Here is a 23,336-nt window from a genome sequence, read left to right as displayed (position 1 = left end):
CAATCGATCAAATCAATCAGAGGATGTGCACCTGCATTTCCGGGTCCTTGCGATCCAGATAGTGGATAGACTGAATGCGGCGAATGGTGCGTGACTTGCCGCGGATCAGCAGCGTTTCGGTAGTCGCGATATTGCCTTTGCGGCTAATGCCTTCCAGCAGATCGCCTTTGGTAATACCGGTGGCAGAGAAGATGACGTTATCGCTGCGCGCCATATCGCCCAGGCGCAATACTTTACCGGCTTCGATGCCCATCGCTTTGCAGCGTGCCAGCTCCTGCTCGCCAATGCGACGATTCTCTTCGTTGTCGCCTTTGACGTCATGACGCGCCAGCAGACGACCGTTCATGTCGCCATCTAATGCGCGGATCACCGCCGCAGAAACTACGCCTTCCGGCGCGCCACCAATACCGTACAGCACGTCAACTTCGCTGTCTGGCATACAGGTGAGAATTGAGGCCGCAACGTCGCCATCCGGAATAGCAAATACGCGTACGCCGAGTTGTTGCATTTCAGCGATAACGGCATCGTGGCGTGGTTTAGCCAGAATTGTTACCGTCAGTTCGCTCAACGGTTTGCCGAGCGCCGCCGCAACATTGCGCAGGTTATCCGCCAGCGGCAGGTTCAAATCAATGGTGCCTTTGGCTCCCGGTCCGACGATCAGCTTCTCCATATACATATCCGGCGCATTGAGGAAGCAGCCTTTATCGCCTACTGCCAGCACCGCCAGCGCGTTAGCCTGGCCCATCGCCGTCATGCGCGTGCCTTCAATCGGATCAACAGCAATATCTACCGCGTCGCCGCGACCAGTACCGACTTTTTCACCAATGTAGAGCATCGGTGCTTCGTCGATTTCACCTTCACCAATGACGATGGTGCCGTCAATATTGACCTGGTTGAGCATAATACGCATGGCGTTTACCGCCGCGCCGTCCGCGGTGTTTTTATCGCCGCGTCCTAACCATTTGTAGCCAGCCAGCGCCGCAGATTCGGTGACGCGGGAAAATTCGATGGCAAGTTCTCGTCTCATAGCAAACTCTAAGCAGTAAGGAATGGCGCGAAGTGTAGCACAGGGGAAGGGAGGGATTATTGATGTGTGCGGGGTTGCCCCCGCACGTTTCGGGACTACCGGATGCGGCATAAACGCTTCATCCGGCATTTACATTACGTCGTGTTCTTCCCACGCCATCGCGCGTTTAACCGCTTTTTTCCAGCCTGCGTAACGGTAATTACGCTCAGTGGTTTCGATGCCTGGACGGAACTCGCGCTCAATCACCGCTTTCTCTTGCAGCTCGTCGAGGTTCTGCCAGAAACCGACCGCCAGACCAGCAAGATAGGCCGCGCCCAATGCAGTCACTTCGCGAACTTCCGGGCGCTCAACGCGGGTGCCGAGAATATCGGACTGGAACTGCATCAGGAAATTGTTTGCTACTGCGCCACCATCCACGCGCAGGGCGTGCAGACGGATACCAGAGTCGGCCTGCATCGCTTCCAGCACGTCACGCGTCTGATAAGCAATAGACTCCAGCGTCGCGCGTATAATGTGGTTAGCGTTCACCCCACGAGTCAGACCGAAAATCGCCCCGCGCGCATACGGGTCCCAGTACGGCGCACCCAGCCCGGTAAAGGCCGGAACCACATACACACCATTGGTGTTTTGCACTTTGGTGGCGAAATATTCGGAATCGTAGGCGTCGTTAATCAACTTCATCTCATCGCGCAGCCACTGAATGGATGCGCCTGCCATAAACACCGCACCTTCCAGCGCATAGTTCACTTCGCCAGTCGGGCCGCAGGCGATGGTGGTCAGCAGGCCGTTTTCTGATTTCACCGCTTTCTCGCCGGTGTTCATCAGCATAAAGCAGCCAGTGCCATAGGTGTTCTTCGCCATCCCTTCTTTCACGCACAACTGACCAAACAGCGCGGCCTGCTGGTCACCGGCGATCCCGGAGATTGGAATACGCGTGCCGCCTTTGCCGCCAATGTTAGTCTGACCGTACACTTCGGAAGAACGACGCACTTCTGGCAGCATCTCGCGCGGAATATCCAGCACTTCCAGCATTTTGTCGTCCCAGTCCAGGGTATGGATGTTGAACAACATGGTACGAGAGGCGTTGGTGTAATCGGTCACATGGACACGGCCCTGAGTCATTTTCCAGATAAGCCACGTATCAACCGTACCAAACAGCAATTCACCACGACGCGCACGCTCGCGAGAGCCTTCCACATGGTCGAGGATCCACTTCACTTTGGTGCCAGAAAAGTACGGGTCAATCACCAGACCGGTATTGCTGCGGATATAATCTTCTAAACCGTCACGTTTTAAATGCTCGCAGATTTCTGCGGTACGACGGCACTGCCAGACAATGGCGTTATAGATAGGCTTGCCGGTTTCTTTTTCCCAGACAATAGTGGTTTCACGCTGGTTCGTAATACCGATAGCTGCAATTTGATCGGAACTGATATCGGCTTTCGCCAGCACTTCTACCAGCGTGGAGCTTTGGGTGGCCCAGATTTCCATTGGGTCGTGTTCTACCCAGCCTGGTTTTGGGTAGATTTGCTCAAATTCGCGCTGCGACACGCTAATGATATTGGCATCGTGATCCATTACGACCGCGCGGGAGCTGGTGGTGCCCTGGTCGAGCGCAACGATATATTTTTTTTCAGTCATGTTTAATTGTCCCGTAGTCATATTACAGCGAAGCTTTTTGTTCTGAAGGAGTTGTGGTCTCCTTTTCTTCCACAACACAGATATCGCAAGGCAAATGGCGACCAATCAGTTTGCGGTAGGCAAATGCACCTACAATCGCGCCAACGATAGGGCCAAAAAGCGGCACCAGGAAGTAAGGAATGTCTCTGCCGCCGGTAAAGGCGACATTGCCCCAGCCCGCCAGCCAGGCAAAGACTTTCGGACCGAAGTCACGCGCTGGGTTCATGGCAAAACCCGTCAATGGGCCCATAGATGCGCCAATGACCGCAATCAGTAGACCAATCAGCAAGGGAGCCAAAGGGCCGCGTGGTACACCGTTGCCATCGTCCGTTAACGCCAGGATCAGCCCCATCAGAATAGCGGTAATCACCATCTCAACTGCGAAAGCCTGCACAAAATTGATATGAGGATTAGGGTAAGTAGAGAAAGTGCCTGCCAGATCAACACTTTCAACACTGCCGCGAACAATGTGATGAGTCTGCTCGAAGTCGAAAAATAAATTGTAGTAAAGCCCGTAAACTAAAGCCGCAGCACAGAAAGCGCCGGCAACTTGTGAAACGATAAAAGGAATAACTTTGCGCTTGTCGAAACAGGCAAACAGCCACAATGCAATGGTAACAGCGGGATTAAGATGCGCGCCGGAAACCCCTGCGGTCAGGTAGATGGCCATTGCCACCCCCAGTCCCCAAATGACACTGATTTCCCACTGACCAAAAGACGCACCAGCGACTTTTAGTGCTGCAACGCAACCCACACCGAAAAAAATCAACAACCCGGTACCGAGGAATTCAGCAATGCACTGGCCTTTCAAGGTTGATGTTTGACTCATAATCGGATCCTGAAGAGTTAATGTTTGTTGTATGCGTGAAAGTCACGGACCTCCACGATGCTTGTAGGCATGCTGTAAACTTATCGTTAACGAGCAAAAACGAGAAATATCGAACTTAAAATGTGTGTGCTTCGTCATAAAATGAGCGTTATCGCGCAATTTATTCCATCTGATTGTACATGATGCATGTTTGTTAGATCATTCGCGCAACAAATTTATTAACATTTTCGATTGATGTGGATTATGTCACCAGGAGAAGGATGAAAAGTGTGGCAAACCGTAATCTGCAAGGCGTGCCGCTGGACAGCGATGGCGCGGCTTCATACAATCGGAGCTAACTAAAGTGCGCTCGTATTTATTAAGGCGTCACCGGTAATCGGGACGAGGATTTTTTATCCATCAACGCCTTGCAATTCAGGAGAGGTATGACAATGTCATTAGAAGTGTTTGAGAAACTGGAAGCAAAAGTACAGCAGGCGATTGATACCATCACTCTGTTGCAGATGGAAATCGAAGAGCTGAAAGAAAAAAACAACTCACTGTCGCAGGAAGTTCAAAATGCCCAGCATCAGCGCGAAGAGCTGGAGCGTGAGAACAACCATCTGAAAGAACAGCAGAACGGCTGGCAGGAACGTCTGCAGGCCCTGCTGGGTCGCATGGAAGAGGTCTGATTACGCTTCATCTTTCGCGTAATTTCTTTACTGTGTAGGCCAACAGGTAACGCAGAAAAAAGGCACCTTGCGGTGCCTTTCTTATCATTCAATATCCAGCGGATCTTCTGAAAGAATAATCCCGGTATTGTCGGCATAAAGATGGTCGCCGGAGAAGAAGGTTACACCGCCAAAATTGACGCGGACATCGCTTTCGCCAATGCCTTCGCCAGCGGCACCAACCGGAATTGCCGCCATCGCCTGGATGCCGATATCCAACTCTTCTAGGTCATCTACCTGACGCACCGCGCCGTAAATAACCAGACCTTCCCATTCATTTTGTACTGCCAGACGCGCCAGTTCAGCATCGACCAGTGCGCGACGAACAGAACCACCGCCATCGACGACAAGAACACGACCACGGCCATTCTGTTCGAGCAGATCGTACAGCAACCCGTTGTCCTCGAAACATTTTACCGTGATTATTTGTCCGCCAAACGACGCCCGTCCGCCAAAGTTGGAGAACAGCGGTTCCACGACGTTAACATCTTCTTGATAGATGTCACAAAGCTCGGAAGTATCGTATTTCATAGGCTTAACATTCAGTTGCTGCGAGAATTTTCAGTATATCGCGCTATGTAGGCTGTTGGCAAAATCATCAATTGTTAATTGATATTTGTCAGTTATGCTGCCCACTGGCTTAGGAATATCCCTAAAACAAACAGCAGGTTAGTCAGTAACGCTCCCTTGACAGTACGTTCCAGCATTGGTCGCATCGCCACCGGGTCCATTTCCCGCATCACATAACGGGCTTGCTTCACCAGTAATGGTGCCGCCAGCAGGAACAGCCAGCCCCACAGGCTATGCAGCGAAAAGAGATTAAACAGCGCCAGACATACCAGAGAGCCCATCAGCAGGCAGGCATGATAACGACGCGCGTTCACTTCACCTAAGCGCACCACCAGCGTGTTTTTGCCATTTTCGCGGTCGCTATTGATATCACGCAGGTTATTAATGTTCAGTACTGCCGTTGCCAGCAGGCCACAGGCGGTCGCCGGAAGGATCAGTGCCGGAATCAATGTATGAGCCTGTAAATACCAGCTCCCCATGACGCTCAACCAGCCAAAGAAAACCAGTACGGAAATATCACCCAGACCGATATAACCATAAGGACGATTGCCCACGGTGTAGGTGATAGCGGCAATGATCGACAACCCGCCAAGAATCAGGAAACCGACAAAATCGGCCAGCGTATGGCATGCCACTGCAACCAGTGCCAGCCCGGAGAGACAGATGAGCACGACGGTAATAATGAGCGCCCGTTTCATCTCTTGCTGGGTAATGACCCCTTTTTGCATGCCGCGTAGCGGCCCAATGCGGTCAGGTTTATCGCTGCCTTTTACCGCATCGCCGTAATCATTGGCGAGGTTAGAAAGGATCTGTAATAGCCCGGCGGTAATTAGTACCAGCAGGGCGACCAGCGGATCGAAGTGACCTTGCCACCATGCCAGCGCCGTCCCGACGATAATTGCAGCAAAGGCGAGGGGGAGGGTTTTAGGTCGTAAACTTTCCAGCCACGCCTGAGTTCGGCTAATTTGTTGTTCAGTCATAATACGCGCCAATAAAAATGGGGCCTTTCAGCCCCATCAAACAATGATGAAAATGATTGAACGCGATTATAGGATAAAACGGCTCAGATCTTCATCTGCCACCAACGCATCCAGATGTTTGCTCACATAATCTGCGTCAATAGTGATATTTTGACCGCTTAAATCGCTGGCGTCGTAGGAAATCTCTTCCATTAAACGCTCCAGAACAGTGTGTAAACGACGAGCACCGATGTTTTCGGTAGATTCGTTCACCTGCCATGCCGCTTCCGCGATGCGCTTAATACCGGAGTCGGTAAACTCGATATTTACGCCTTCAGTCGCCATCAGTGCTTTGTACTGCACGGTGATAGAGGCATTCGGCTCGGTCAGAATACGCTCGAAGTCGCTGGTGGTCAGTGCCTGCAGTTCAACGCGGATTGGCAGCCGACCTTGCAGTTCCGGGATCAGGTCAGACGGTTTCGCAATCTGGAACGCGCCAGAAGCGATAAACAGAATGTGGTCAGTTTTGACCATCCCGTGTTTGGTGGAAACGGTGCAACCTTCTACCAGCGGCAGCAGGTCACGCTGAACGCCTTCACGAGAAACATCCGGACCGGAAGACTCGCCGCGCTTACAGATTTTGTCGATTTCGTCGATAAACACGATCCCGTGCTGCTCAACAGCGTCGATAGCGTCTTGCTTCAGCTCTTCCGGGTTCACCAGTTTCGCCGCTTCTTCTTCAATCAGCAGCTTCATGGCGTCTTTGATTTTCAGCTTACGCGCTTTTTGCTTCTGGCCGCCCAGGTTCTGGAACATGGACTGCAGCTGGCTGGTCATCTCTTCCATGCCTGGAGGAGCCATAATTTCAACGCCCATCGGTGCTGCGGCAAGATCGATCTCGATTTCTTTGTCATCAAGCTGGCCTTCACGCAGTTTTTTGCGGAATGCCTGACGAGCAGCGGACGGTTCCTGCTGCTGTTCGGTCTGTCCCCAGTTGTTTTTAGCAGGTGGGATCAGCACGTCGAGAATACGTTCTTCTGCCAGTTCTTCAGCGCGATAACGGTTTTTCTCGATAGCCTGGACGCGTACCATTTTCACGGCGGCATCGGTCAGATCGCGAATAATAGAATCCACTTCCTTACCGACATAGCCCACTTCGGTGAATTTGGTCGCTTCAACTTTGATGAACGGCGCATTCGCCAGCTTAGCCAGACGACGGGCGATTTCAGTTTTACCGACACCGGTCGGGCCGATCATCAGGATATTTTTCGGGGTCACTTCATGGCGCAGCTCTTCGTTGAGCTGCATGCGACGCCAGCGGTTACGCAGAGCAATCGCCACAGAACGCTTGGCGTTGTCCTGGCCGATGATGTGCTTATCCAGTTCGCTGACGATTTCGCGTGGGGTCATTTCAGACATGGGAGATCCTTACGCTTTGTAGCTTAATTCTTCGATGGTGTGGAAATGGTTGGTATAGATGCAAATGTCGCCTGCAATATCCAACGCCTTTTCAGCAATTTCACGGGCGCTAAGTTCAGTGTTTTCTAACAGCGCGCGCGCCGCAGCCTGGGCGTAAGGGCCGCCGGAGCCGATAGCAATAAGATCGTTTTCTGGCTGCACCACGTCACCGTTACCGGTGATGATAAGCGATGCAGTTTCATCCGCGACTGCCAGCAGTGCTTCAAGTTTGCGCAGCATGCGATCGGTACGCCAGTCTTTTGCCAGCTCAACGGCGGCTTTGACCAGATGGCCCTGATGCATTTCCAGTTTACGTTCAAACAGTTCGAACAGCGTAAAAGCATCCGCAGTACCGCCCGCAAAGCCCGCGATGACTTTGTCGTTGTACAGACGGCGGACCTTTTTCACGTTGCCTTTCATTACGGTATTGCCCAACGTGGCCTGACCATCACCAGCGATGACCACATGGCCGTTACGGCGTACGCTTACTATAGTTGTCACGAGCTGACCCCTTGGTTACGAATACAGAGTACAAACCCCGTACAAAAGTACGGGGCATAATGCAATTATAGATGGGGGGGATTTTGAGGGTTTCAACCCCCGGCGGCGAGCCGAATGCAGTTTGTATGACCCGCCATCTTCAACCGATTGAGGGTGCTGTCTGCGTTCTCTTTGCCTTTCACCGGGCCAATGACCACACGATTCCAGCCATTGTTGGTGGTGATTTTCGAGTCAAATCCTTCGAACGCCAGCTGAGCACGTACCGTCTCTGCCTGTTCCGCGCCTCTGAACGAACCGCACTGCACCATCCAGCGGCGTTCGTCTTTTTTCTCCGCCGTCGGTTTTGGCGCGTCAGCGGCACGAGCAACCGGCGCAGCTTGCTGCGGCTTCGACTGCGCGGTCGTGTGCGCAGGGGTTTGCAGCAGATCCTGGTACGGCTGCTGAGTAGAAGCCGGTTTAGACTGGCGCGGTTGCGCCTGTACCGGCGCGGCTTGCGACGTACGCGTCTGCTGCTGCCAGCTTTGTTCAGTCGTACGCGACTGCTGAGCCAGGCGTTGCTGCTCCGCTAATTGCTGCGCCTGACGCTGGCGTTGTAGCGTTTGCTGACGCTGTTCCGGCGTCTGTTCATTCCACGGAACTTCAACCAGCTGCGTTGGCTGCTGGCGCATATCAGCCTGCATTTGTTCAAGAAGCTGACGTTGTTCTGGTGTCAGTTGCTCCGGCGTTTTCACTTCACCACCGGCAGAAGGTTCTGTGGGCGCACGCACACCCGGCTGGCGACTTTCCAGCTCTTTAATGTAGCGCCAGCGTTCTTCTGGTTTTGGTGGTAGTCCGTTACCGGTCACTTTCTGGCTTTGCAGCGTCTCGGACTCTTCTTTCTTGTGATGCGTAATGAAGTACAGACCACCGATAAAGGTCACAAGCACGGCGGCAGCAATAGCGACCATAGCGGGAGAAACCGCAGGCAGATTTCGTTGCTTTTTCCGTGAGGTGCTCTTTTTTCGCCGCGAAGGTGCCGGTTGGCTGCGGCGTACATAATCTCGTTGTGCCACTATCGTTTCGCTGTATTTATTCGTTCGTCAGCCCGCCATGTTACTTAAGCGGCGGGCCTTTGACCAGTCACGGCAGTCTTAAAGGTTTACTTTAAGGTAACGCGCGTGTTGATCCCCGGATGATAAGTTCGCAGTCCATTAAACGAGAGCCACTGCCAACGTGTTGCCCCTGCATTTGATCAAGCAATAACAGCATAGCTTCCCGACCGATTTCGTAACGCGGCTGCGCGATGGTTGTCAGCGGCGGATCACAAAATTGCGTCAGGTCGATGTTATCAAAACCGATTATGGAAAGGTCTTCCGGGACTTTCAGCCCCTGGCGTTTTGCCTGAGAAAGTGCGCCGAGCGCCATCACATCGCTATGGCAGAAGACAGCAGTAGGCGGTTGTGGAAGATCAAGCAGCTGCTGCATCGCTTTGCTTCCGGCTTCGAAGGTGAAGTCGCCACGGGCGATGTATTGCGGATCAACCATAATGCCGCAGCGACGCAGCGCCTGAACGTAACCTTGCAGGCGGTAGTGACACAGCGGCATCTCTTCGGGACCGGCTATACAGCCAATCCGTTTATGCCCTTGCTCATATAGATAATTTACTGCATCAAATGCGGCGGTCAGATTGTCGATATGAACTGTAGGTAGCTCCAGTTCCGGTGCGAATTCGTTCGCCATCACCATCGGCGGCAGATTACGCTGTTCCTCAATGCTGGCATCAAACGGCAGCCTTGAACCCAGCAGCAACATGCCATCAATTTGCTTGGTGATGATCAAATCGATAAAGGTTTTTTCCTGCTGATTTTGATGCGCACAGTCGCCAATCAGCACCAGATATCCGTGATTTGCCGCCGTAACTTCGATACCGCGAATAATTTCGCTAAAGAAGGGATCGCAGATATCCGGGACAATCACCAGAATGGTGCGGGATTCATTACGCTTGACGTTGCGCCCCATAGGCTGCGGTAAATAACCCACTTCCCGGGCCGCTTTTTCAACCCGATTACGGGTGGCCTGGGAGACTTTATCGGGATTCATTAATGCTCGGGAGACAGTCGCTGTAGAGACTTTTGCCTTGAGGGCAACGTCTTTCATGGTCGCGGCAGTTTCCTGCTTCTTCGCTTTCACACTCACTCCTCGCCTGGCACGTCAGGCGTACTACATCCATGTTTACTTCACATCGGCAACATTTTTAGCAGATAGCGCGTGAAAACGGTTACAGAATTTTCATGAAAAGTGTGATGAATATTGAATTTTTCGATCCGCCTCGCATCGTGAGCGGTTTAACCCTCAATCGGATCAACATCCAGCACCCATTTCACCTTACGGGAATCCGGTATTGTATTGATGAGTGCCAGCGTACCGTTAATGATGTGTTGCAAGCGCACGCGGGAAGGGTGCTGCAACAATATCTGCCAGCGCCAGCGACCGCCACGTTTAGGTGCCAGTGCCGGAACCGGACCGAGAACCCACAATTTGTCGTCTGCCAGCGGGCTGGAGAGGATCAGATTACGCAGTTGTTGCAGGAACAGCGGCGCATGCTGATTGTTATGATCTTCCGCACGCACAATCACATGGCTGGTCCACGGCGGCAGCTGCATCATGCGTCGCTCAGCCAGCGCCTGTTCGGCAAAGGCGTCGTAGCCTTTATAGAGCAACGTTTGCAACAGAGGATGTTCCGGATGGTGCGTTTGCAGCACCACTTCGCCCTGTTTACCCGCACGCCCGGCACGACCGGCGACCTGGGTGTAAAGCTGAGCGAAACGCTCTGCCGAGCGAAAATCGGCAGAAAACAGCGCGCCGTCCACATCCAGTAACGCCACCAGCGTCACATCCGGAAAGTGGTGACCTTTCGCCAGCATTTGTGTGCCGATCAAAATCCTCGCACCGCCGCGATGTACTTCCGCCAGTTGCTGTTCCAGCGCCCCTTTGCGGCTGGTGGTATCGCGGTCGATACGAGAAATGGGCACATCAGGGAACAGCGGCGCAAGCGTCTGTTCAAGCTGTTCGGTGCCCAGCCCCACGGGTACCAGGTGCGTGGAACCGCAGGAAGGGCACTGGCGCGGCACCGGACGCTGACTGTCACAGTGGTGACAGCGCAAATGCTGTTGCGCCTGATGCAGCGTGTAGTAGTGATCGCAACGTGGGCATTCGGCAATCCAGCCGCAGTCGTGGCACAGTAGCGCAGGCGCAAAGCCACGGCGGTTAAGAAAGAGGATAACCTGATTGTTGGCCTGTAAATGCTGGCGCATACGGGTGATTAACGCCGGAGCCAGACCTGCCTGCACCTTCTGACCTTTTAAATCCAGCACGTGTTGAATTGCCGGACGCGCATTCCCCGCCCGGCGCGTCAGGCGCAGCAGGCGGTATTTTTTCTGCTGGACGTTGCACAACGTTTCCAGCGCGGGCGTTGCGGAGCCAAGAATAATCGGGATTTGCTCGCTATGCGCACGATACACCGCCAGGTCGCGGGCATGATAGCGCCAGCCTTCCTGCTGCTTGTAGGAACTGTCGTGCTCTTCGTCAATGACAATCACGCCGAGATTTTTAAACGGCGTAAACAGCGCGGAGCGGGTGCCGATCACAATCGCCGCCTCGCCATTTTTCGCTTTCAGCCACGCCGAAAGACGCTCGCTGTCGTTCAGACCGGAATGCAGAACTTCCACGGGCGCATTAAACCGTTCACGAAAACGGGCGATAGTTTGCGGTGTCAGGCCGATTTCCGGCACCATCACCAGCGCCTGTTTGCCCTGAGCGAGCACGTTTTCCAGTACACTGAGATAAACCTCCGTTTTACCGGAACCGGTAACGCCCGCCAGCAGCCAGGCAGAAAAAGTATCTGCCGCGCTATGAATTGCGCCAACGGCGGTGGCCTGTTCGGTATTCAATCGCAACCGCTCACCAGAAACGGCATAGTTCGTTCGCCAGTCGCTAAACTCTGGTATTTCACTTGCTAAATCACACAGACCTTTTTTGCGCAGCGTCTGCAACGCGGCATCATTAAATTCGAGCGTGGCAACCTGGTCGCGCCAGATTTTCCCTTGCCGTAACGCCGCCAGCGCCTGTTGTTGCTTGGGTGAGCGTTTCAGGCTGTTCAGATCCACCGCCTGGCCTTGTTCAGTGGCAAACCAGTACCACATCGGCGCGTTCGCCGCAGGCCGCCCCTGGCGCAGTAAAATCGGCAAGGCATGAAACAGCACATCGCCAATCGGATGATGATAGTAATCTGCCGCCCAGAGCAGTAATCGCCAGACGGAGTGAGTAAATACCGGCTCAACGTCCAGCACTTCAACTACCGCTTTCAGCTCGTTAAGCGGCAGCTCACTGACATCGCTAACTGATACCACAACCCCGATGCGCTCCTGCTGTTTGCCAAACGGCACGCGCACGCGACACCCGGCTTTAACCGCCATGCCTTCTGGCAGCAGATAGTCAAAGGTACGAGGAAGCGGAACGGGCAAGGCAACGTGGGCAACGGGCATAGCATCATCCTGACTTGAAATTCGGTGGGTTAGTATACACATTGCCGTAGAAGAGTGCGGATCAGTTTGCATACGCTGGTTAATTTCTGTATGATTTCGCGCCTTCGTACGAAATGATCGTATTGAAGCTATACTTTTAACATCGCGTGGTGTCTGGCGTTAGGGCTGGAAGAGCGACGCGGCCTTAAACCGAGGTTTTCCCATGAAAAAAGATATTCACCCGAAATACGAAGAAATTACTGCTAGCTGCTCTTGCGGTAACGTAATGAAAATCCGCTCCACCGTTGGTCATGACCTGAACCTCGACGTGTGCAGCAAGTGCCACCCGTTCTTCACTGGCAAACAGCGTGATGTTGCTACCGGTGGCCGTGTTGACCGCTTCAACAAGCGTTTCAACATCCCGGGCAGCAAATAAGACCGGATTTCCGAAAAAAGCGCCGCACGGCGCTTTTTTTGTGCCTGTAATTTGCCTTTTATAAATTCTGAAAAATTCCGGGGTGTTAACTCATTATCATTTCCTGTTGTTGACTGGCGCTAGGCTTCTGGTTCTTATTTATTTCAAAAGGATTTTACGATGAGCGGAAAACCGGCGGCGCGTCAGGGCGACATGACGCAGTATGGCGGTAGCATTGTCCAGGGTTCAGCCGGGGTGCGCATCGGTGCCCCCACCGGCGTGGCCTGTTCGGTGTGCCCCGGCGGGGTGACGTCCGGCCATCCGGTCAATCCGCTGCTCGGTGCGAAGGTCCTTCCCGGTGAAACCGACATCGCCCTGCCCGCCCCGCTGCCGTTCATCCTCTCCCGCACCTACAGCAGTTACCGGACAAAAACGCCCGCGCCGGTGGGGAGCCTCGGCCCCGGCTGGAAAATGCCTGCGGATATCCGCTTACAGCTGCGCGATAACACACTGATACTCAGTGATAACGGCGGCAGAAGCCTGTATTTTGAGCACCTGTTTCCCGGTGAGGACGGTTACAGCCGCAGCGAATCACTCTGGCTGGTGCGCGGCGGCGTGGCGAAACTGGATGAAGGTCACCGGCTGGCCGCACTCTGGCAGGCGCTGCCGGAAGAACTCCGCTTAAGTCCGCATCGTTATCTGGCGACAAACAGTCCGCAGGGGCCGTGGTGGCTGCTCGGCTGGTGTGAGCGGGTGCCGGAAGCGGATGAGGTGCTGCCTGCGCCGCTGCCGCCGTACCGGGTACTGACCGGGCTGGTGGACCGCTTCGGGCGCACACAGACGTTCCACCGCGAAGCCGCCGGTGAATTCAGCGGCGAAATCACCGACGTGACGGATGGTGCCGGGCGTCACTTCCGGCTGGTACTGACCACGCAGGCGCAGCGGGCAGAAGAAGCCCGGCAGCAGGCCATTTCCGGCGGGACGGAACCGTCCGCTTTTCCTGATACCCTGCCGGGTTACACCGAATATGGCCGGGACAACGGCATCTGTCTGCCGTGTGGCTGACGCACGACCCGGAATACCCGGAGAATTTACCTGCCGCGCCGCTGGTGCGCTATGGCTGGACGCCACGCGGCGAACTGGCGGTGGTGTATGACCGTAGTGGCAAACAGGTGCGCAGCTTTACTTACGATGATAAATACCGGGGCCGGATGGTGGCGCACCGTCACACGGGCCGGCCGGAAATCCGTTACCGTTACGACAGCGACGGGCGGGTGACAGAACAGCTTAACCCGGCAGGCTTAAGCTACACGTATCAGTATGAGAAGGACCGCATCACCATCACCGACAGCCTGAACCGCCGTGAAGTGCTGCACTGTCAGCGCCAGTGATATAAGACGGTAATTCGCCATTTGGATTGTCCGCTCCACCCAACATGTTGTTTCCTTAAGGTTCTCACACCAGAAAGGACATCAACATGCTGAGCAGAGAGGACTTTTACATGATAAAGCAAATGCGCCAGCAGGGCGCGTACATCGTCGATATTGCGACTCAGATTGGTTGCTCTGAACGGACGGTCAGACGCTACCTCAAATACCCTGAACCGCCAGCCAGAAAGACCCGCCACAAAATGGTTAAGCTGAAACCGTTTATGGATTACATCGACATGCGCCTGGCAGAGAATGTCTGGAATAGCGAGGTTATCTTCGCGGAGATTAAGGCAATGGGTTATACGGGCGGACGTTCCATGCTGCGTTACTACATCCAGCCCAAACGTAAAATGCGTCCGTCAAAAAGAACAGTTCGCTTCGAAACTCAGCCTGGATACCAGCTCCAGCATGACTGGGGCGAAGTTGAGGTGGAGGTTGCCGGGCAACGGTGCAAAGTTAACTTTGCGGTTAATACGCTGGGGTTCTCCCGCAGCTTCCATGTCTTCGCCGCACCAAAACAGGATGCTGAGCATACCTACGAATCACTGGTTCGCGCCTTCCGCTACTTCGGTGGTTGTGTGAAAACGGTGCTGGTTGATAACCAGAAGGCTGCGGTGCTGAAGAATAACAACGGGAAAGTCGTGTTCAACTCCGGATTCCTGTTGCTGGCTGACCACTATAACTTCCTGCCACGGGCATGCCGTCCACGCAGGGCCAGAACAAAAGGTAAGGTTGAGCGGATGGTGAAATACCTCAAGGAGAACTTCTTCGTCCGGTACCGCAGGTTCGACAGCTTCACTCATGTCAATCAACAACTGGAGCAATGGATAGCCGATGTGGCTGACAAACGGGAGCTTCGCCAGTTCAAAGAAACGCCGGAACAGCGCTTCGCGCTGGAGCAGGAACATCTGCAGCCGTTACCGGATACAGACTTCGATACCAGTTACTTCGATATCCGCCATGTGTCCTGGGACAGCTATATCGAGGTTGGTGGTAATCGTTACAGCGTTCCCGAAGCGCTGTGTGGTCAGCCGGTATCGATACGAATATCGCTGGATGACGAGTTGCGGATCTACAGTAATGAGAAACTGGTGGCCTCACATCGCCTCTGTTCAGCATCGTCTGGCTGGCAGACAGTGCCGGAGCATCACGCCCCGCTCTGGCAGCAGGTCAGTCAGGTGGAACATCGACCACTGAGTGCCTATGAGGAGCTGTTGTGATGCATGAACTGGAAGTCCTGCTGAGTCGCCTGAAAATGGAGCATCTGAGTTATCACGTTGAAAGCCTGCTGGAACAGGCAGCTAAAAAAGAGCTGAACTACCGGGAGTTCCTGTGCATGGCGCTACAGCAGGAATGGAACGGCAGGCATCAGCGCGGTATGGAGTCCAGGCTGAAGCAGGCTCGTCTGCCGTGGGTCAAAACGCTGGAGCAGTTCGACTTTACCTTCCAGCCGGGCATCGACCGTAAGGTTGTCCGGGAACTGGCTGGTCTGGCGTTCGTGGAGCGCAGCGAAAACGTGATCCTGCTGGGCCCTCCTGGTGTCGGAAAAACTCATCTGGCCATAGCTCTTGGCGTGAAAGCGGTGGATGCGGGACATCGGGTACTGTTTATGCCACTGGACAGACTGATCGCGACACTGATGAAAGCGAAACAGGAAAACCGGCTGGAGCGTCAGCTACAGCAACTGAGTTATGCCCGGGTGTTGATCCTGGATGAAATAGGCTATCTGCCGATGAACAGAGAGGAAGCCAGTCTGTTCTTCCGGCTACTGAACCGTCGATATGAAAAAGCGAGCATCATACTGACGTCAAACAAAGGGTTCGCAGACTGGGGAGAAATGTTCGGAGATCACGTACTGGCAACAGCGATCCTGGATCGGCTGCTACATCACTCAACCACGCTGAATATCAAAGGAGAGAGTTACCGGTTAAAAGAGAAACGTAAAGCTGGAGTGCTGACCAAAAACACAACGCCAATCAGTGATGATGAAATGGTGGAAAGCGGACAGCATCAGTAACGAAAGTATTTAGCGGGCATGAAAATGGCAAATAACGGTCAAACATCGTGGCGTTGACAGCACACGTAGGGTGAAGCCGGGCTGAAGCGGGTGGTGAAAAAGGAACACGCGGACGGCAGCGTCACGCAGAGTCAGTTTGACGCCGTGGGCAGGCTCAGGACACAGACGGATGCCGCAGGCCGGACAACAGAATACAGCCCGGATGTGGTGACGGGTCTCATCACGCGCATCACCACGCCGGATGGCAGGGCATCGGCGTTTTACTATAACCACCACAGCCAGTTAACGTCAGCCACCGGGCCTGACGGGCTGGAAATACGCCGGGAATATGATGAATGGGGCAACCTGCTGAATGAAGAGAACCCGCATCAGCTGCAGCAGCTTATTCGTTTGCCGGGGCAGCAGTATGATGAGGAGTCCGGCCTGTATTATAACCGCCACCGCTATTATGACCCGCTGCAGGGGCGGTATATCACTCAGGATCCGATTGGGCTGAAGGGGGGATGGAACCTGTATACATATCCGCTGAGCCCGGTGAATAGCATGGATCCATTAGGATTATATGAATTTAAATCAAAAAATATTGATGATATTGGAATATTTGCATTGGCAATGTGTAATGGAGAATCAATTAACGAGAATAAAGAATATGGTGGACTAATATGTAAGAAGCAAGGTGAATATTTCCCCATGAATCCGATAAGTTCAAATGATAATGATAGTGTAGACTTGCGAAATATAAAATGCCCTGAAGGTTCAGAGAGAGTAGGCGATTATCACACTCACGGTTTTTACTCTGACGATAAAGGAAATAAAGTAACAAAAGAAAATGATGTTTATGATAGTCTAAATTTTTCAAGCAAAGATTTAACGAATTCTTATATGAATGGAATGGGAAAAAAAGAATACAGTAGTTACTTGGGAACACCAAATAACACCTATCTAAAATATAATCCCAAAGCTAAAGGGAATGGAGTTACAATTATCAGGCAAGGGAGTAATTAAAATGAAGGCAATACAATGTTGTTATTTCCTTGCTTTAGTCTCCAGTCATTTAATGGCTGGAGTTATGGGTGATGATAATATATTTTTAAGTAATTCGGATTCAGCTGCTTTATATTGTGTGGCTAAAATATTTCCAGATGGAGAAAATATTTTAATATATAAAGTAAATATAATTAATGCTAGTTCAAAAAAAGATGTTTTTTTTATGAAAGCCCAACATCAACCCACAATGACATAATGGGGGGCGGGGGAATGTCATATGCCTATGAATATGATGTAAAATATAATATATGTCATTTGAGAAAAAAGAGCAGAATGAGGTAAAAATCTTTGGCTGTGTATTCAGTCTGGTAATCATCCAAGGAAAGCTTATCAGAAGGGTGATGACTCCAATTAGTAGAACATATATTTTCGATAAAAGCACCGATGACTTTTTCATGAAGTTCTACAGAACGCGAGAAACAGATGGTTCTGCGGGCCAGACGTTTGATTCGGGTTCTCAGGGTCAGATTGTTACGCTCAATGTGCTGAGTAAAAATCTTACCAGTCAGATGCTTCTCCTTCGGTAACTCTCTAGCGTAACTACCCCATTCGTCAGTGGTCAACATGCCGATGGTAAAAGGGTAAGCAGCGCCCGCAATTCACGACAGGTTTCGTCAGTCCGGGGGCCAAAAGTGTAGGCCAGAACACCACCAGTTTTCGTGTTGTACACGTACCAGAGCCAGTGCTGTCGCGCTTTACTGCCGACAAAGCTCCATTGCTGACTAAGTTTGCAGATGAGTGCCACATCAGCATGAGCGACCGGGGATGACGTTATTCTTCGTGGCGAGAGTTTTTTAAAGTTCGGATGACTGTATTAATGCCGATTTTCAGCGTACGGGCAGTATCGCGAACCCCGGCACCGTTGAAAGTCATTTCAGCGATTTGGTCTTTAACTCCCGGTTTACGGGGCTCGTAACAGTAACTGAGCTGAAATACCCGGTGACAGTCACGGCCGCGGAATCGCTCATGTCTTTTTGGGTTCTGCCCGTGACGGTAAACCTGAACGGACTGGCAACGGGGGCAATGAAGGTTAACTGTGACCATGAAACAACCTTAAAAGCGAGTATTATATCCTTAATTCAACTAATTGGAGGCATCACCGTTTACCGGAGCGACAGCTTGCGGAAAGGTCGTGCAACTACAAAGCAACAAACAGACTACGGCGGGAATTATTTTTTTCATCATCCATTACCACGAAAACAGCGGCCACTCTTTGGCGACTGTGGTGAGTTGTGGCGCGTCGAAAACGGCTTGTGGTGAAACTACCGTTTCCTCAAGCGGAATATTTTTGCCGTAGCGTTCTTTGAGCTTAGCCTGGACCAGCGGGTTGCTGAGATCGAACTCTTTCAACTTCTGCTGCTCGCCCACGCGCATTCCCAGCGCGTTCTGGTAAACCTTCCACACCACTTCCGAACAGTACTGGCGATCGTCGCTCCATGAGAAGCTGAAATCATACGGTTTACCGAGATAACGTTTTGCCGTTTGCGCCAGTTTTTGCTGTTGTTCAACACTCAGTCCGCCTTCAACGCGGCGAACAACGTATTTGCCCTTTTCACCATGGGCGATCCACTGCTTGAGCGGGGTGTATTTCACCGGGCCGACCGCTTCAAAAACGTAGGGCTTTTTGTTGCGTATCACCAGCATACCGGTGTGGCTATAATCGGAATGGGTCGCCAGTTGGATCGCTTTACTTTGCGATGAGCGAGAGATCTGAAAGATGATGTCGCCGGTTTGTGGCTGCCAGGCAAAGGCAGGTACAGAAACCAGCAGGCTGAGGATCAGCAGCCTGTTTTTCATAGTTAAACGTCCATGTATAAAAAGCGGTGGGTCGCAGACAACGTGCTCGTTGTTTATGCCGGATGCGGCGTGAACGCCTTATCCGGCCTACAAGTTCGTGCAAATTCAATAAATTGCAATATGACGTAGGCCTGATAAGCGTAGCGCATCAGGCGATTCCACTCCGCGCCGCTCTTTTTTGCTTTAGTATTCCCACGTCTCCGGGTTAATCCCCATCTCACGCATGATCTCTTTTGCCGCTTCCGGGATTTCGTCGCTGCGCTCTTTACGCAGATCGGCATCATCCGGCAAAGGTTGCCCGGTAAAGGCATGCAGAAACGCTTCGCACAGCAGCTCGCTGTTGGTAGCGTGACGCAGGTTGTTCACCTGACGACGCGTGCGTTCATCGGTGAGGATTTTTAACACCTTAAGAGGAATGGAAACCGTAATCTTTTTGACTTGTTCACTCTTCTTGCCGTGCTCAGCGTATGGGCTGATATATTCGCCGCTCCATTCAGCCATGAGATACTTAATCCTCTTCGTCAATAAATTGAGACCAGACCACACAATTTATGTGGGTACTGACCGTAAACCCGCATAGTTTACCGTACAGGCGTTACCGTGACATCGTGTAATGCACCTGTCGGCGTGATAATGCATATAATTTTAACGGCTATTTGGGATTTGCTCAATCTATACGCAAAGAAGTTTAGATGTCCAGATGTATTGACGTCCATTAACACAATGTTTACTCTGGTGCCTGACATTTCACCGACAAAGCCCAGGAAACTTCATCACATGACGCGTAAACAGGCCACCATCGCAGTGCGTAGCGGGTTAAATGACGACGAACAGTATGGTTGCGTTGTCCCTCCCATCCATCTTTCCAGCACCTATAACTTTACCGGATTTAATGAACCGCGCGCGCATGATTACTCGCGTCGCGGCAACCCAACGCGCGATGTGGTTCAGCGTGCGCTGGCAGAACTGGAAGGCGGTGCTGGCGCAGTACTTACTAATACCGGCATGTCCGCGATTCACCTGGTAACGACCGTCTTTTTGAAACCTGGCGATCTGCTGGTTGCGCCGCACGACTGCTACGGCGGTAGCTATCGCCTGTTCGACAGTCTGGCGAAACGCGGTTGCTATCGCGTGTTGTTTGTTGATCAAGGCGATGAACAGGCATTACGGGCAGCGCTGGCAGAAAAACCCAAACTGGTACTGGTAGAAAGCCCAAGTAATCCATTGTTACGCGTCGTGGATATTGCGAAAATCTGCCATCTGGCAAGGGAAGTCGGGGCGGTGAGCGTGGTGGATAACACCTTCTTAAGCCCGGCATTACAAAATCCGCTGGCATTAGGTGCCGATCTGGTGTTGCATTCATGCACGAAATATCTGAACGGTCACTCTGACGTGGTGGCTGGCGTGGTGATTGCTAAAGACCCGGACGTTGTCACTGAACTTGCCTGGTGGGCAAACAATATTGGCGTGACGGGCGGCGCGTTTGACAGCTATCTGCTGCTACGCGGGTTGCGAACGCTGGTGCCGCGTATGGAGCTGGCGCAGCGCAACGCGCAGGCGATTGTGAAATATCTGCAAACCCAGCCGTTGGTGAAAAAACTGTATCACCCGTCGCTGCCGGAAAATCAGGGGCATGAAATTGCCGCGCGTCAGCAAAAAGGCTTTGGCGCAATGTTGAGTTTTGAACTGGATGGCGATGAGCAGACGCTGCGTCGTTTCCTGAGCGGGCTGTCGTTGTTTACGCTGGCGGAATCATTAGGGGGAGTGGAAAGTTTAATCTCTCACGCCGCAACCATGACACATGCAGGCATGGCACCAGAAGCGCGTGCTGCCGTCGGGATCTCCGAGACGCTGCTGCGTATCTCCACCGGTATTGAAGATGGCGAAGATTTAATTGCCGACCTGGAAAATGGCTTCCGGGCTGCAAACAAGGGGTAAAAATGAGTGTGATTGCGCAGGCAGGGGCGAAAGGTCGTCAGCTGCATAAATTTGGTGGCAGTAGTCTGGCTGATGTGAAGTGTTATTTGCGTGTCGCGGGCATTATGGCGGAGTACTCTCAGCCTGACGATATGATGGTGGTTTCCGCCGCCGGTAGCACCACTAACCAGTTGATTAACTGGTTGAAACTAAGCCAGACCGATCGTCTCTCTGCGCATCAGGTTCAACAAACGCTGCGTCGCTATCAGTGCGATCTGATTAGCGGTCTGCTACCCGCTGAAGAAGCCGATAGCCTCATTAGCGCTTTTGTCAGCGATCTGGAACGCCTGGCGGCGCTGCTCGACAGCGGTATTAACGACGCAGTGTATGCGGAAGTGGTGGGCCACGGGGAAGTATGGTCGGCACGCCTGATGTCTGCGGTACTTAATCAACAAGGGCTGCCAGCGGCCTGGCTTGATGCCCGCGAGTTTTTACGCGCTGAACGCGCCGCACAACCGCAGGTTGATGAAGGGCTTTCTTACCCGTTGCTGCAACAGCTACTGGTGCAACATCCGGGCAAACGTCTGGTGGTGACCGGGTTTATCAGCCGTAACAACGCCGGTGAAACGGTGCTGCTGGGGCGTAACGGTTCCGACTATTCCGCGACACAAATCGGTGCGCTGGCGGGTGTTTCTCGTGTAACCATCTGGAGCGACGTCGCCGGGGTATACAGTGCCGACCCGCGTAAAGTGAAAGATGCCTGTCTGCTGCCGTTGCTGCGTCTGGATGAAGCCAGCGAACTGGCTCGTCTGGCGGCTCCCGTTCTTCACGCCCGTACTTTACAGCCGGTTTCTGGCAGCGAAATCGACCTGCAACTGCGCTGTAGCTACACGCCGGATCAAGGTTCCACGCGCATTGAACGCGTGCTGGCCTCCGGTACTGGTGCGCGTATTGTCACCAGCCACGATGATGTCTGTTTGATTGAGTTTCAGGTGCCCGCCAGTCAGGATTTCAAACTGGCGCATAAAGAGATCGACCAAATCCTGAAACGCGCGCAGGTACGCCCGCTGGCGGTTGGCGTACATAACGATCGCCAGTTGCTGCAATTTTGCTACACCTCAGAAGTGGCCGACAGTGCGCTGAAAATCCTCGACGAAGCGGGATTACCTGGCGAACTGCGCCTGCGTCAGGGGCTGGCGCTGGTGGCGATGGTCGGTGCAGGCGTCACCCGTAACCCGCTGCATTGCCACCGCTTCTGGCAGCAACTGAAAGGCCAGCCGGTCGAATTTACCTGGCAGTCCGATGACGGCATCAGCCTGGTGGCAGTACTGCGCACCGGCCCGACCGAAAGCCTGATTCAGGGGCTGCATCAGTCCGTCTTCCGCGCAGAAAAACGCATCGGCCTGGTATTGTTCGGTAAGGGCAATATCGGTTCCCGTTGGCTGGAACTGTTCGCCCGTGAGCAGAGCACGCTTTCGGCACGTACCGACTTTGAATTTGTGCTGGCAGGCGTGGTGGACAGCCGCCGCAGTCTGTTGAGCTATGACGGGCTGGACGCCAGCCGCGCGTTAGCCTTCTTCAACGATGAAGCGGTTGAGCAGGATGAAGAGTCGTTGTTCCTGTGGATGCGCGCCCATCCGTATGATGATTTAGTGGTGCTGGACGTTACCGCCAGCCAGCAGCTTGCTGATCAGTATCTTGATTTCGCCAGCCACGGTTTCCACGTCATCAGCGCCAACAAACTGGCGGGAGCCAGCGACAGCAATAAATATCGCCAGATCCACGACGCCTTCGAAAAAACCGGGCGTCACTGGCTGTACAATGCCACCGTCGGTGCGGGCTTACCGATCAACCACACCGTGCGCGATCTGATCGACAGCGGCGATACTATTTTGTCGATCAGCGGGATCTTCTCCGGCACGCTCTCCTGGTTGTTCCTGCAATTCGACGGTAGCGTGCCGTTTACCGAGCTGGTGGATCAGGCGTGGCAGCAGGGCTTAACCGAACCTGACCCGCGTGACGATCTCTCTGGCAAAGACGTGATGCGCAAGCTGGTGATTCTGGCGCGTGAAGCAGGTTACAACATCGAACCGGATCAGGTACGCGTGGAGTCGCTGGTGCCTGCCCATTGCGAAGGCGGCAGCATCGACCATTTCTTTGAAAATGGCGATGAACTTAACGAGCAGATGGTGCAACGGCTGGAAGCGGCCCGCGAAATGGGGCTGGTGCTGCGCTACGTGGCGCGTTTCGATGCCAATGGCAAAGCGCGTGTGGGCGTGGAAGCGGTGCGTGAAGACCATCCGCTGGCATCACTGCTGCCGTGCGATAACGTCTTTGCCATCGAAAGCCGCTGGTATCGCGATAATCCGCTGGTGATCCGTGGGCCTGGCGCTGGGCGCGACGTCACCGCCGGGGCGATTCAGTCGGATATCAACCGGCTGGCACAGTTGTTGTAATTTCAGAAATTTAATAATGCC

The 23,336-nt window shown here is 53.1% G+C and carries 18 protein-coding genes and 4 pseudogenes; 9 read left to right on the top strand and 13 right to left on the bottom strand.

Annotated elements, in window-relative coordinates; genetic code table 11:
* Positions 1 to 16 precede the first annotated feature (16 nt).
* The 3 genes from glpX to glpF form a co-directional block, all read right to left on the bottom strand.
* Complete coding sequence (gene glpX / locus C1P89_RS18375; protein ID WP_001250644.1) at positions 17 to 1,027, bottom strand: class II fructose-bisphosphatase; 1,011 nt, start codon at positions 1,025 to 1,027, stop codon at positions 17 to 19.
* 129 nt (positions 1,028 to 1,156) lie between these two features.
* Positions 1,157 to 2,668 (bottom strand): glycerol kinase GlpK, encoded by a 1,512-nt coding sequence (gene glpK / locus C1P89_RS18370; RefSeq protein WP_000136789.1) that lies wholly within the window; start codon positions 2,666 to 2,668, stop codon positions 1,157 to 1,159.
* 22 nt (positions 2,669 to 2,690) lie between these two features.
* On the bottom strand, positions 2,691 to 3,536 hold the full coding sequence (gene glpF, locus C1P89_RS18365) for a glycerol uptake facilitator protein GlpF (RefSeq protein WP_000084268.1): 846 nt from the start codon (positions 3,534 to 3,536) through the stop codon (positions 2,691 to 2,693).
* A 425-nt stretch (positions 3,537 to 3,961) separates the two neighbouring features.
* Between glpF and zapB the strand changes: the two genes are divergently transcribed.
* Entirely contained in the window at positions 3,962 to 4,207 is a 246-nt protein-coding gene (zapB, locus tag C1P89_RS18360; protein WP_001296623.1) for a septal ring assembly protein ZapB, read from the top strand.
* 84 nt (positions 4,208 to 4,291) lie between these two features.
* Here zapB and rraA read toward each other — a convergent pair whose 3' ends face one another.
* From rraA to priA, 7 genes are all read right to left on the bottom strand, one after another.
* Positions 4,292 to 4,777, bottom strand: coding sequence for a ribonuclease E activity regulator RraA (gene rraA, locus C1P89_RS18355; protein WP_000872908.1), 486 nt, complete (start codon positions 4,775 to 4,777; stop codon positions 4,292 to 4,294).
* A 92-nt stretch (positions 4,778 to 4,869) separates the two neighbouring features.
* The gene (gene menA, locus C1P89_RS18350; RefSeq protein ID WP_005137635.1) at positions 4,870 to 5,796 is read right to left on the bottom strand and encodes a 1,4-dihydroxy-2-naphthoate polyprenyltransferase; all 927 of its coding nucleotides are present in this window, start codon (positions 5,794 to 5,796) and stop codon (positions 4,870 to 4,872) included.
* A 66-nt stretch (positions 5,797 to 5,862) separates the two neighbouring features.
* A complete protein-coding gene (hslU, locus tag C1P89_RS18345) occupies positions 5,863 to 7,194 on the bottom strand; it encodes an ATP-dependent protease ATPase subunit HslU (RefSeq protein WP_001293341.1) in 1,332 nt (443 codons plus the stop codon).
* A 9-nt stretch (positions 7,195 to 7,203) separates the two neighbouring features.
* A complete protein-coding gene (hslV, locus tag C1P89_RS18340) occupies positions 7,204 to 7,734 on the bottom strand; it encodes an ATP-dependent protease subunit HslV (protein ID WP_000208242.1) in 531 nt (176 codons plus the stop codon).
* A gap of 92 nt (positions 7,735 to 7,826) precedes the next feature.
* Positions 7,827 to 8,786, bottom strand: coding sequence for a cell division protein FtsN (ftsN, locus tag C1P89_RS18335; RefSeq protein ID WP_000068834.1), 960 nt, complete (start codon positions 8,784 to 8,786; stop codon positions 7,827 to 7,829).
* A 91-nt stretch (positions 8,787 to 8,877) separates the two neighbouring features.
* Positions 8,878 to 9,903 (bottom strand): DNA-binding transcriptional regulator CytR, encoded by a 1,026-nt coding sequence (gene cytR, locus C1P89_RS18330; protein ID WP_000644904.1) that lies wholly within the window; start codon positions 9,901 to 9,903, stop codon positions 8,878 to 8,880.
* Positions 9,904 to 10,058: 155 nt separating this feature from the next.
* Positions 10,059 to 12,257 carry a primosomal protein N' gene (priA, locus tag C1P89_RS18325; RefSeq protein ID WP_005144083.1) on the bottom strand — a complete coding sequence of 733 codons (2,199 nt, stop codon included), beginning with the start codon at positions 12,255 to 12,257 and terminating at the stop codon, positions 10,059 to 10,061.
* Positions 12,258 to 12,459: 202 nt separating this feature from the next.
* Here priA and rpmE point away from each other — a divergent pair, with 202 nt between their 5' ends.
* From rpmE to C1P89_RS18290, 6 genes and pseudogenes are all read left to right on the top strand, one after another.
* Positions 12,460 to 12,672, top strand: coding sequence for a 50S ribosomal protein L31 (gene rpmE, locus C1P89_RS18320; RefSeq protein WP_000710769.1), 213 nt, complete (start codon positions 12,460 to 12,462; stop codon positions 12,670 to 12,672).
* A gap of 159 nt (positions 12,673 to 12,831) precedes the next feature.
* Positions 12,832 to 14,033, top strand: a pseudogene (rhsB, locus tag C1P89_RS18315) (rhs element protein RhsB); the annotation flags it as partial.
* 95 nt (positions 14,034 to 14,128) lie between these two features.
* Positions 14,129 to 15,301 carry an IS21-like element IS21 family transposase gene (gene istA / locus C1P89_RS18305; protein ID WP_000952382.1) on the top strand — a complete coding sequence of 391 codons (1,173 nt, stop codon included), beginning with the start codon at positions 14,129 to 14,131 and terminating at the stop codon, positions 15,299 to 15,301.
* Positions 15,301 to 16,098, top strand: coding sequence for an IS21-like element IS21 family helper ATPase IstB (gene istB / locus C1P89_RS18300; RefSeq protein ID WP_000544828.1), 798 nt, complete (start codon positions 15,301 to 15,303; stop codon positions 16,096 to 16,098). Before istA ends, istB begins: the two co-directional genes overlap by 1 nt.
* A 69-nt stretch (positions 16,099 to 16,167) precedes the next feature.
* Positions 16,168 to 17,103: pseudogene (locus tag C1P89_RS18295) on the top strand (RHS repeat-associated core domain-containing protein); the annotation flags it as partial.
* 1 nt (position 17,104) lies between these two features.
* Positions 17,105 to 17,427: pseudogene (locus tag C1P89_RS18290) on the top strand (RHS element protein dsORF-f3).
* Positions 17,428 to 17,496: 69 nt separating this feature from the next.
* On the opposite strand, the pseudogene C1P89_RS18285 reads toward C1P89_RS18290, so the two are convergent.
* From C1P89_RS18285 to metJ, 3 genes and pseudogenes are all read right to left on the bottom strand, one after another.
* Positions 17,497 to 18,189 (bottom strand): annotated as a pseudogene (locus C1P89_RS18285) (IS1 family transposase).
* A 144-nt stretch (positions 18,190 to 18,333) separates the two neighbouring features.
* On the bottom strand, positions 18,334 to 18,942 hold the full coding sequence (locus C1P89_RS18280) for a YiiX family permuted papain-like enzyme (RefSeq protein WP_000797341.1): 609 nt from the start codon (positions 18,940 to 18,942) through the stop codon (positions 18,334 to 18,336).
* A gap of 183 nt (positions 18,943 to 19,125) precedes the next feature.
* Positions 19,126 to 19,443 (bottom strand): met regulon transcriptional regulator MetJ, encoded by a 318-nt coding sequence (metJ, locus tag C1P89_RS18275; protein WP_000852812.1) that lies wholly within the window; start codon positions 19,441 to 19,443, stop codon positions 19,126 to 19,128.
* A gap of 276 nt (positions 19,444 to 19,719) precedes the next feature.
* Between metJ and metB the strand changes: the two genes are divergently transcribed.
* Together metB and metL are read left to right on the top strand one after the other, a co-directional pair.
* Positions 19,720 to 20,880 carry a cystathionine gamma-synthase gene (gene metB / locus C1P89_RS18270; RefSeq protein ID WP_005137664.1) on the top strand — a complete coding sequence of 387 codons (1,161 nt, stop codon included), beginning with the start codon at positions 19,720 to 19,722 and terminating at the stop codon, positions 20,878 to 20,880.
* A gap of 2 nt (positions 20,881 to 20,882) precedes the next feature.
* A complete protein-coding gene (gene metL / locus C1P89_RS18265; protein WP_000110767.1) occupies positions 20,883 to 23,315 on the top strand; it encodes a bifunctional aspartate kinase/homoserine dehydrogenase II in 2,433 nt (810 codons plus the stop codon).
* Positions 23,316 to 23,336: the final 21 nt, after the last annotated feature.

This window comes from Shigella sonnei (genome assembly GCF_002950395.1).
Taxonomy (GTDB): domain Bacteria; phylum Pseudomonadota; class Gammaproteobacteria; order Enterobacterales; family Enterobacteriaceae; genus ECMA0423.
This window is presented reverse-complemented; position numbering and strand designations above follow the sequence as displayed.

What these genes read in the sequence shown, in the direction of transcription:
- metB (WP_005137664.1), top strand. Translation starts at nt 19,720, where the DNA reads ATGACGCGTAAACAGGCCACCATCGCAGTGCGTAGCGGGTTAAATGAC.
- menA (WP_005137635.1), bottom strand. Translation starts at nt 5,796, where the DNA reads ATGACTGAACAACAAATTAGCCGAACTCAGGCGTGGCTGGAAAGTTTA.
- rraA (WP_000872908.1), bottom strand. Translation starts at nt 4,777, where the DNA reads ATGAAATACGATACTTCCGAGCTTTGTGACATCTATCAAGAAGATGTT.
- hslU (WP_001293341.1), bottom strand. Translation starts at nt 7,194, where the DNA reads ATGTCTGAAATGACCCCACGCGAAATCGTCAGCGAACTGGATAAGCAC.
- metL (WP_000110767.1), top strand. Translation starts at nt 20,883, where the DNA reads ATGAGTGTGATTGCGCAGGCAGGGGCGAAAGGTCGTCAGCTGCATAAA.
- glpF (WP_000084268.1), bottom strand. Translation starts at nt 3,536, where the DNA reads ATGAGTCAAACATCAACCTTGAAAGGCCAGTGCATTGCTGAATTCCTC.
- istA (WP_000952382.1), top strand. Translation starts at nt 14,129, where the DNA reads ATGCTGAGCAGAGAGGACTTTTACATGATAAAGCAAATGCGCCAGCAG.
- zapB (WP_001296623.1), top strand. Translation starts at nt 3,962, where the DNA reads ATGACAATGTCATTAGAAGTGTTTGAGAAACTGGAAGCAAAAGTACAG.
- rpmE (WP_000710769.1), top strand. Translation starts at nt 12,460, where the DNA reads ATGAAAAAAGATATTCACCCGAAATACGAAGAAATTACTGCTAGCTGC.
- metJ (WP_000852812.1), bottom strand. Translation starts at nt 19,443, where the DNA reads ATGGCTGAATGGAGCGGCGAATATATCAGCCCATACGCTGAGCACGGC.
- glpK (WP_000136789.1), bottom strand. Translation starts at nt 2,668, where the DNA reads ATGACTGAAAAAAAATATATCGTTGCGCTCGACCAGGGCACCACCAGC.
- C1P89_RS18280 (WP_000797341.1), bottom strand. Translation starts at nt 18,942, where the DNA reads ATGAAAAACAGGCTGCTGATCCTCAGCCTGCTGGTTTCTGTACCTGCC.
- glpX (WP_001250644.1), bottom strand. Translation starts at nt 1,027, where the DNA reads ATGAGACGAGAACTTGCCATCGAATTTTCCCGCGTCACCGAATCTGCG.
- istB (WP_000544828.1), top strand. Translation starts at nt 15,301, where the DNA reads ATGCATGAACTGGAAGTCCTGCTGAGTCGCCTGAAAATGGAGCATCTG.
- priA (WP_005144083.1), bottom strand. Translation starts at nt 12,257, where the DNA reads ATGCCCGTTGCCCACGTTGCCTTGCCCGTTCCGCTTCCTCGTACCTTT.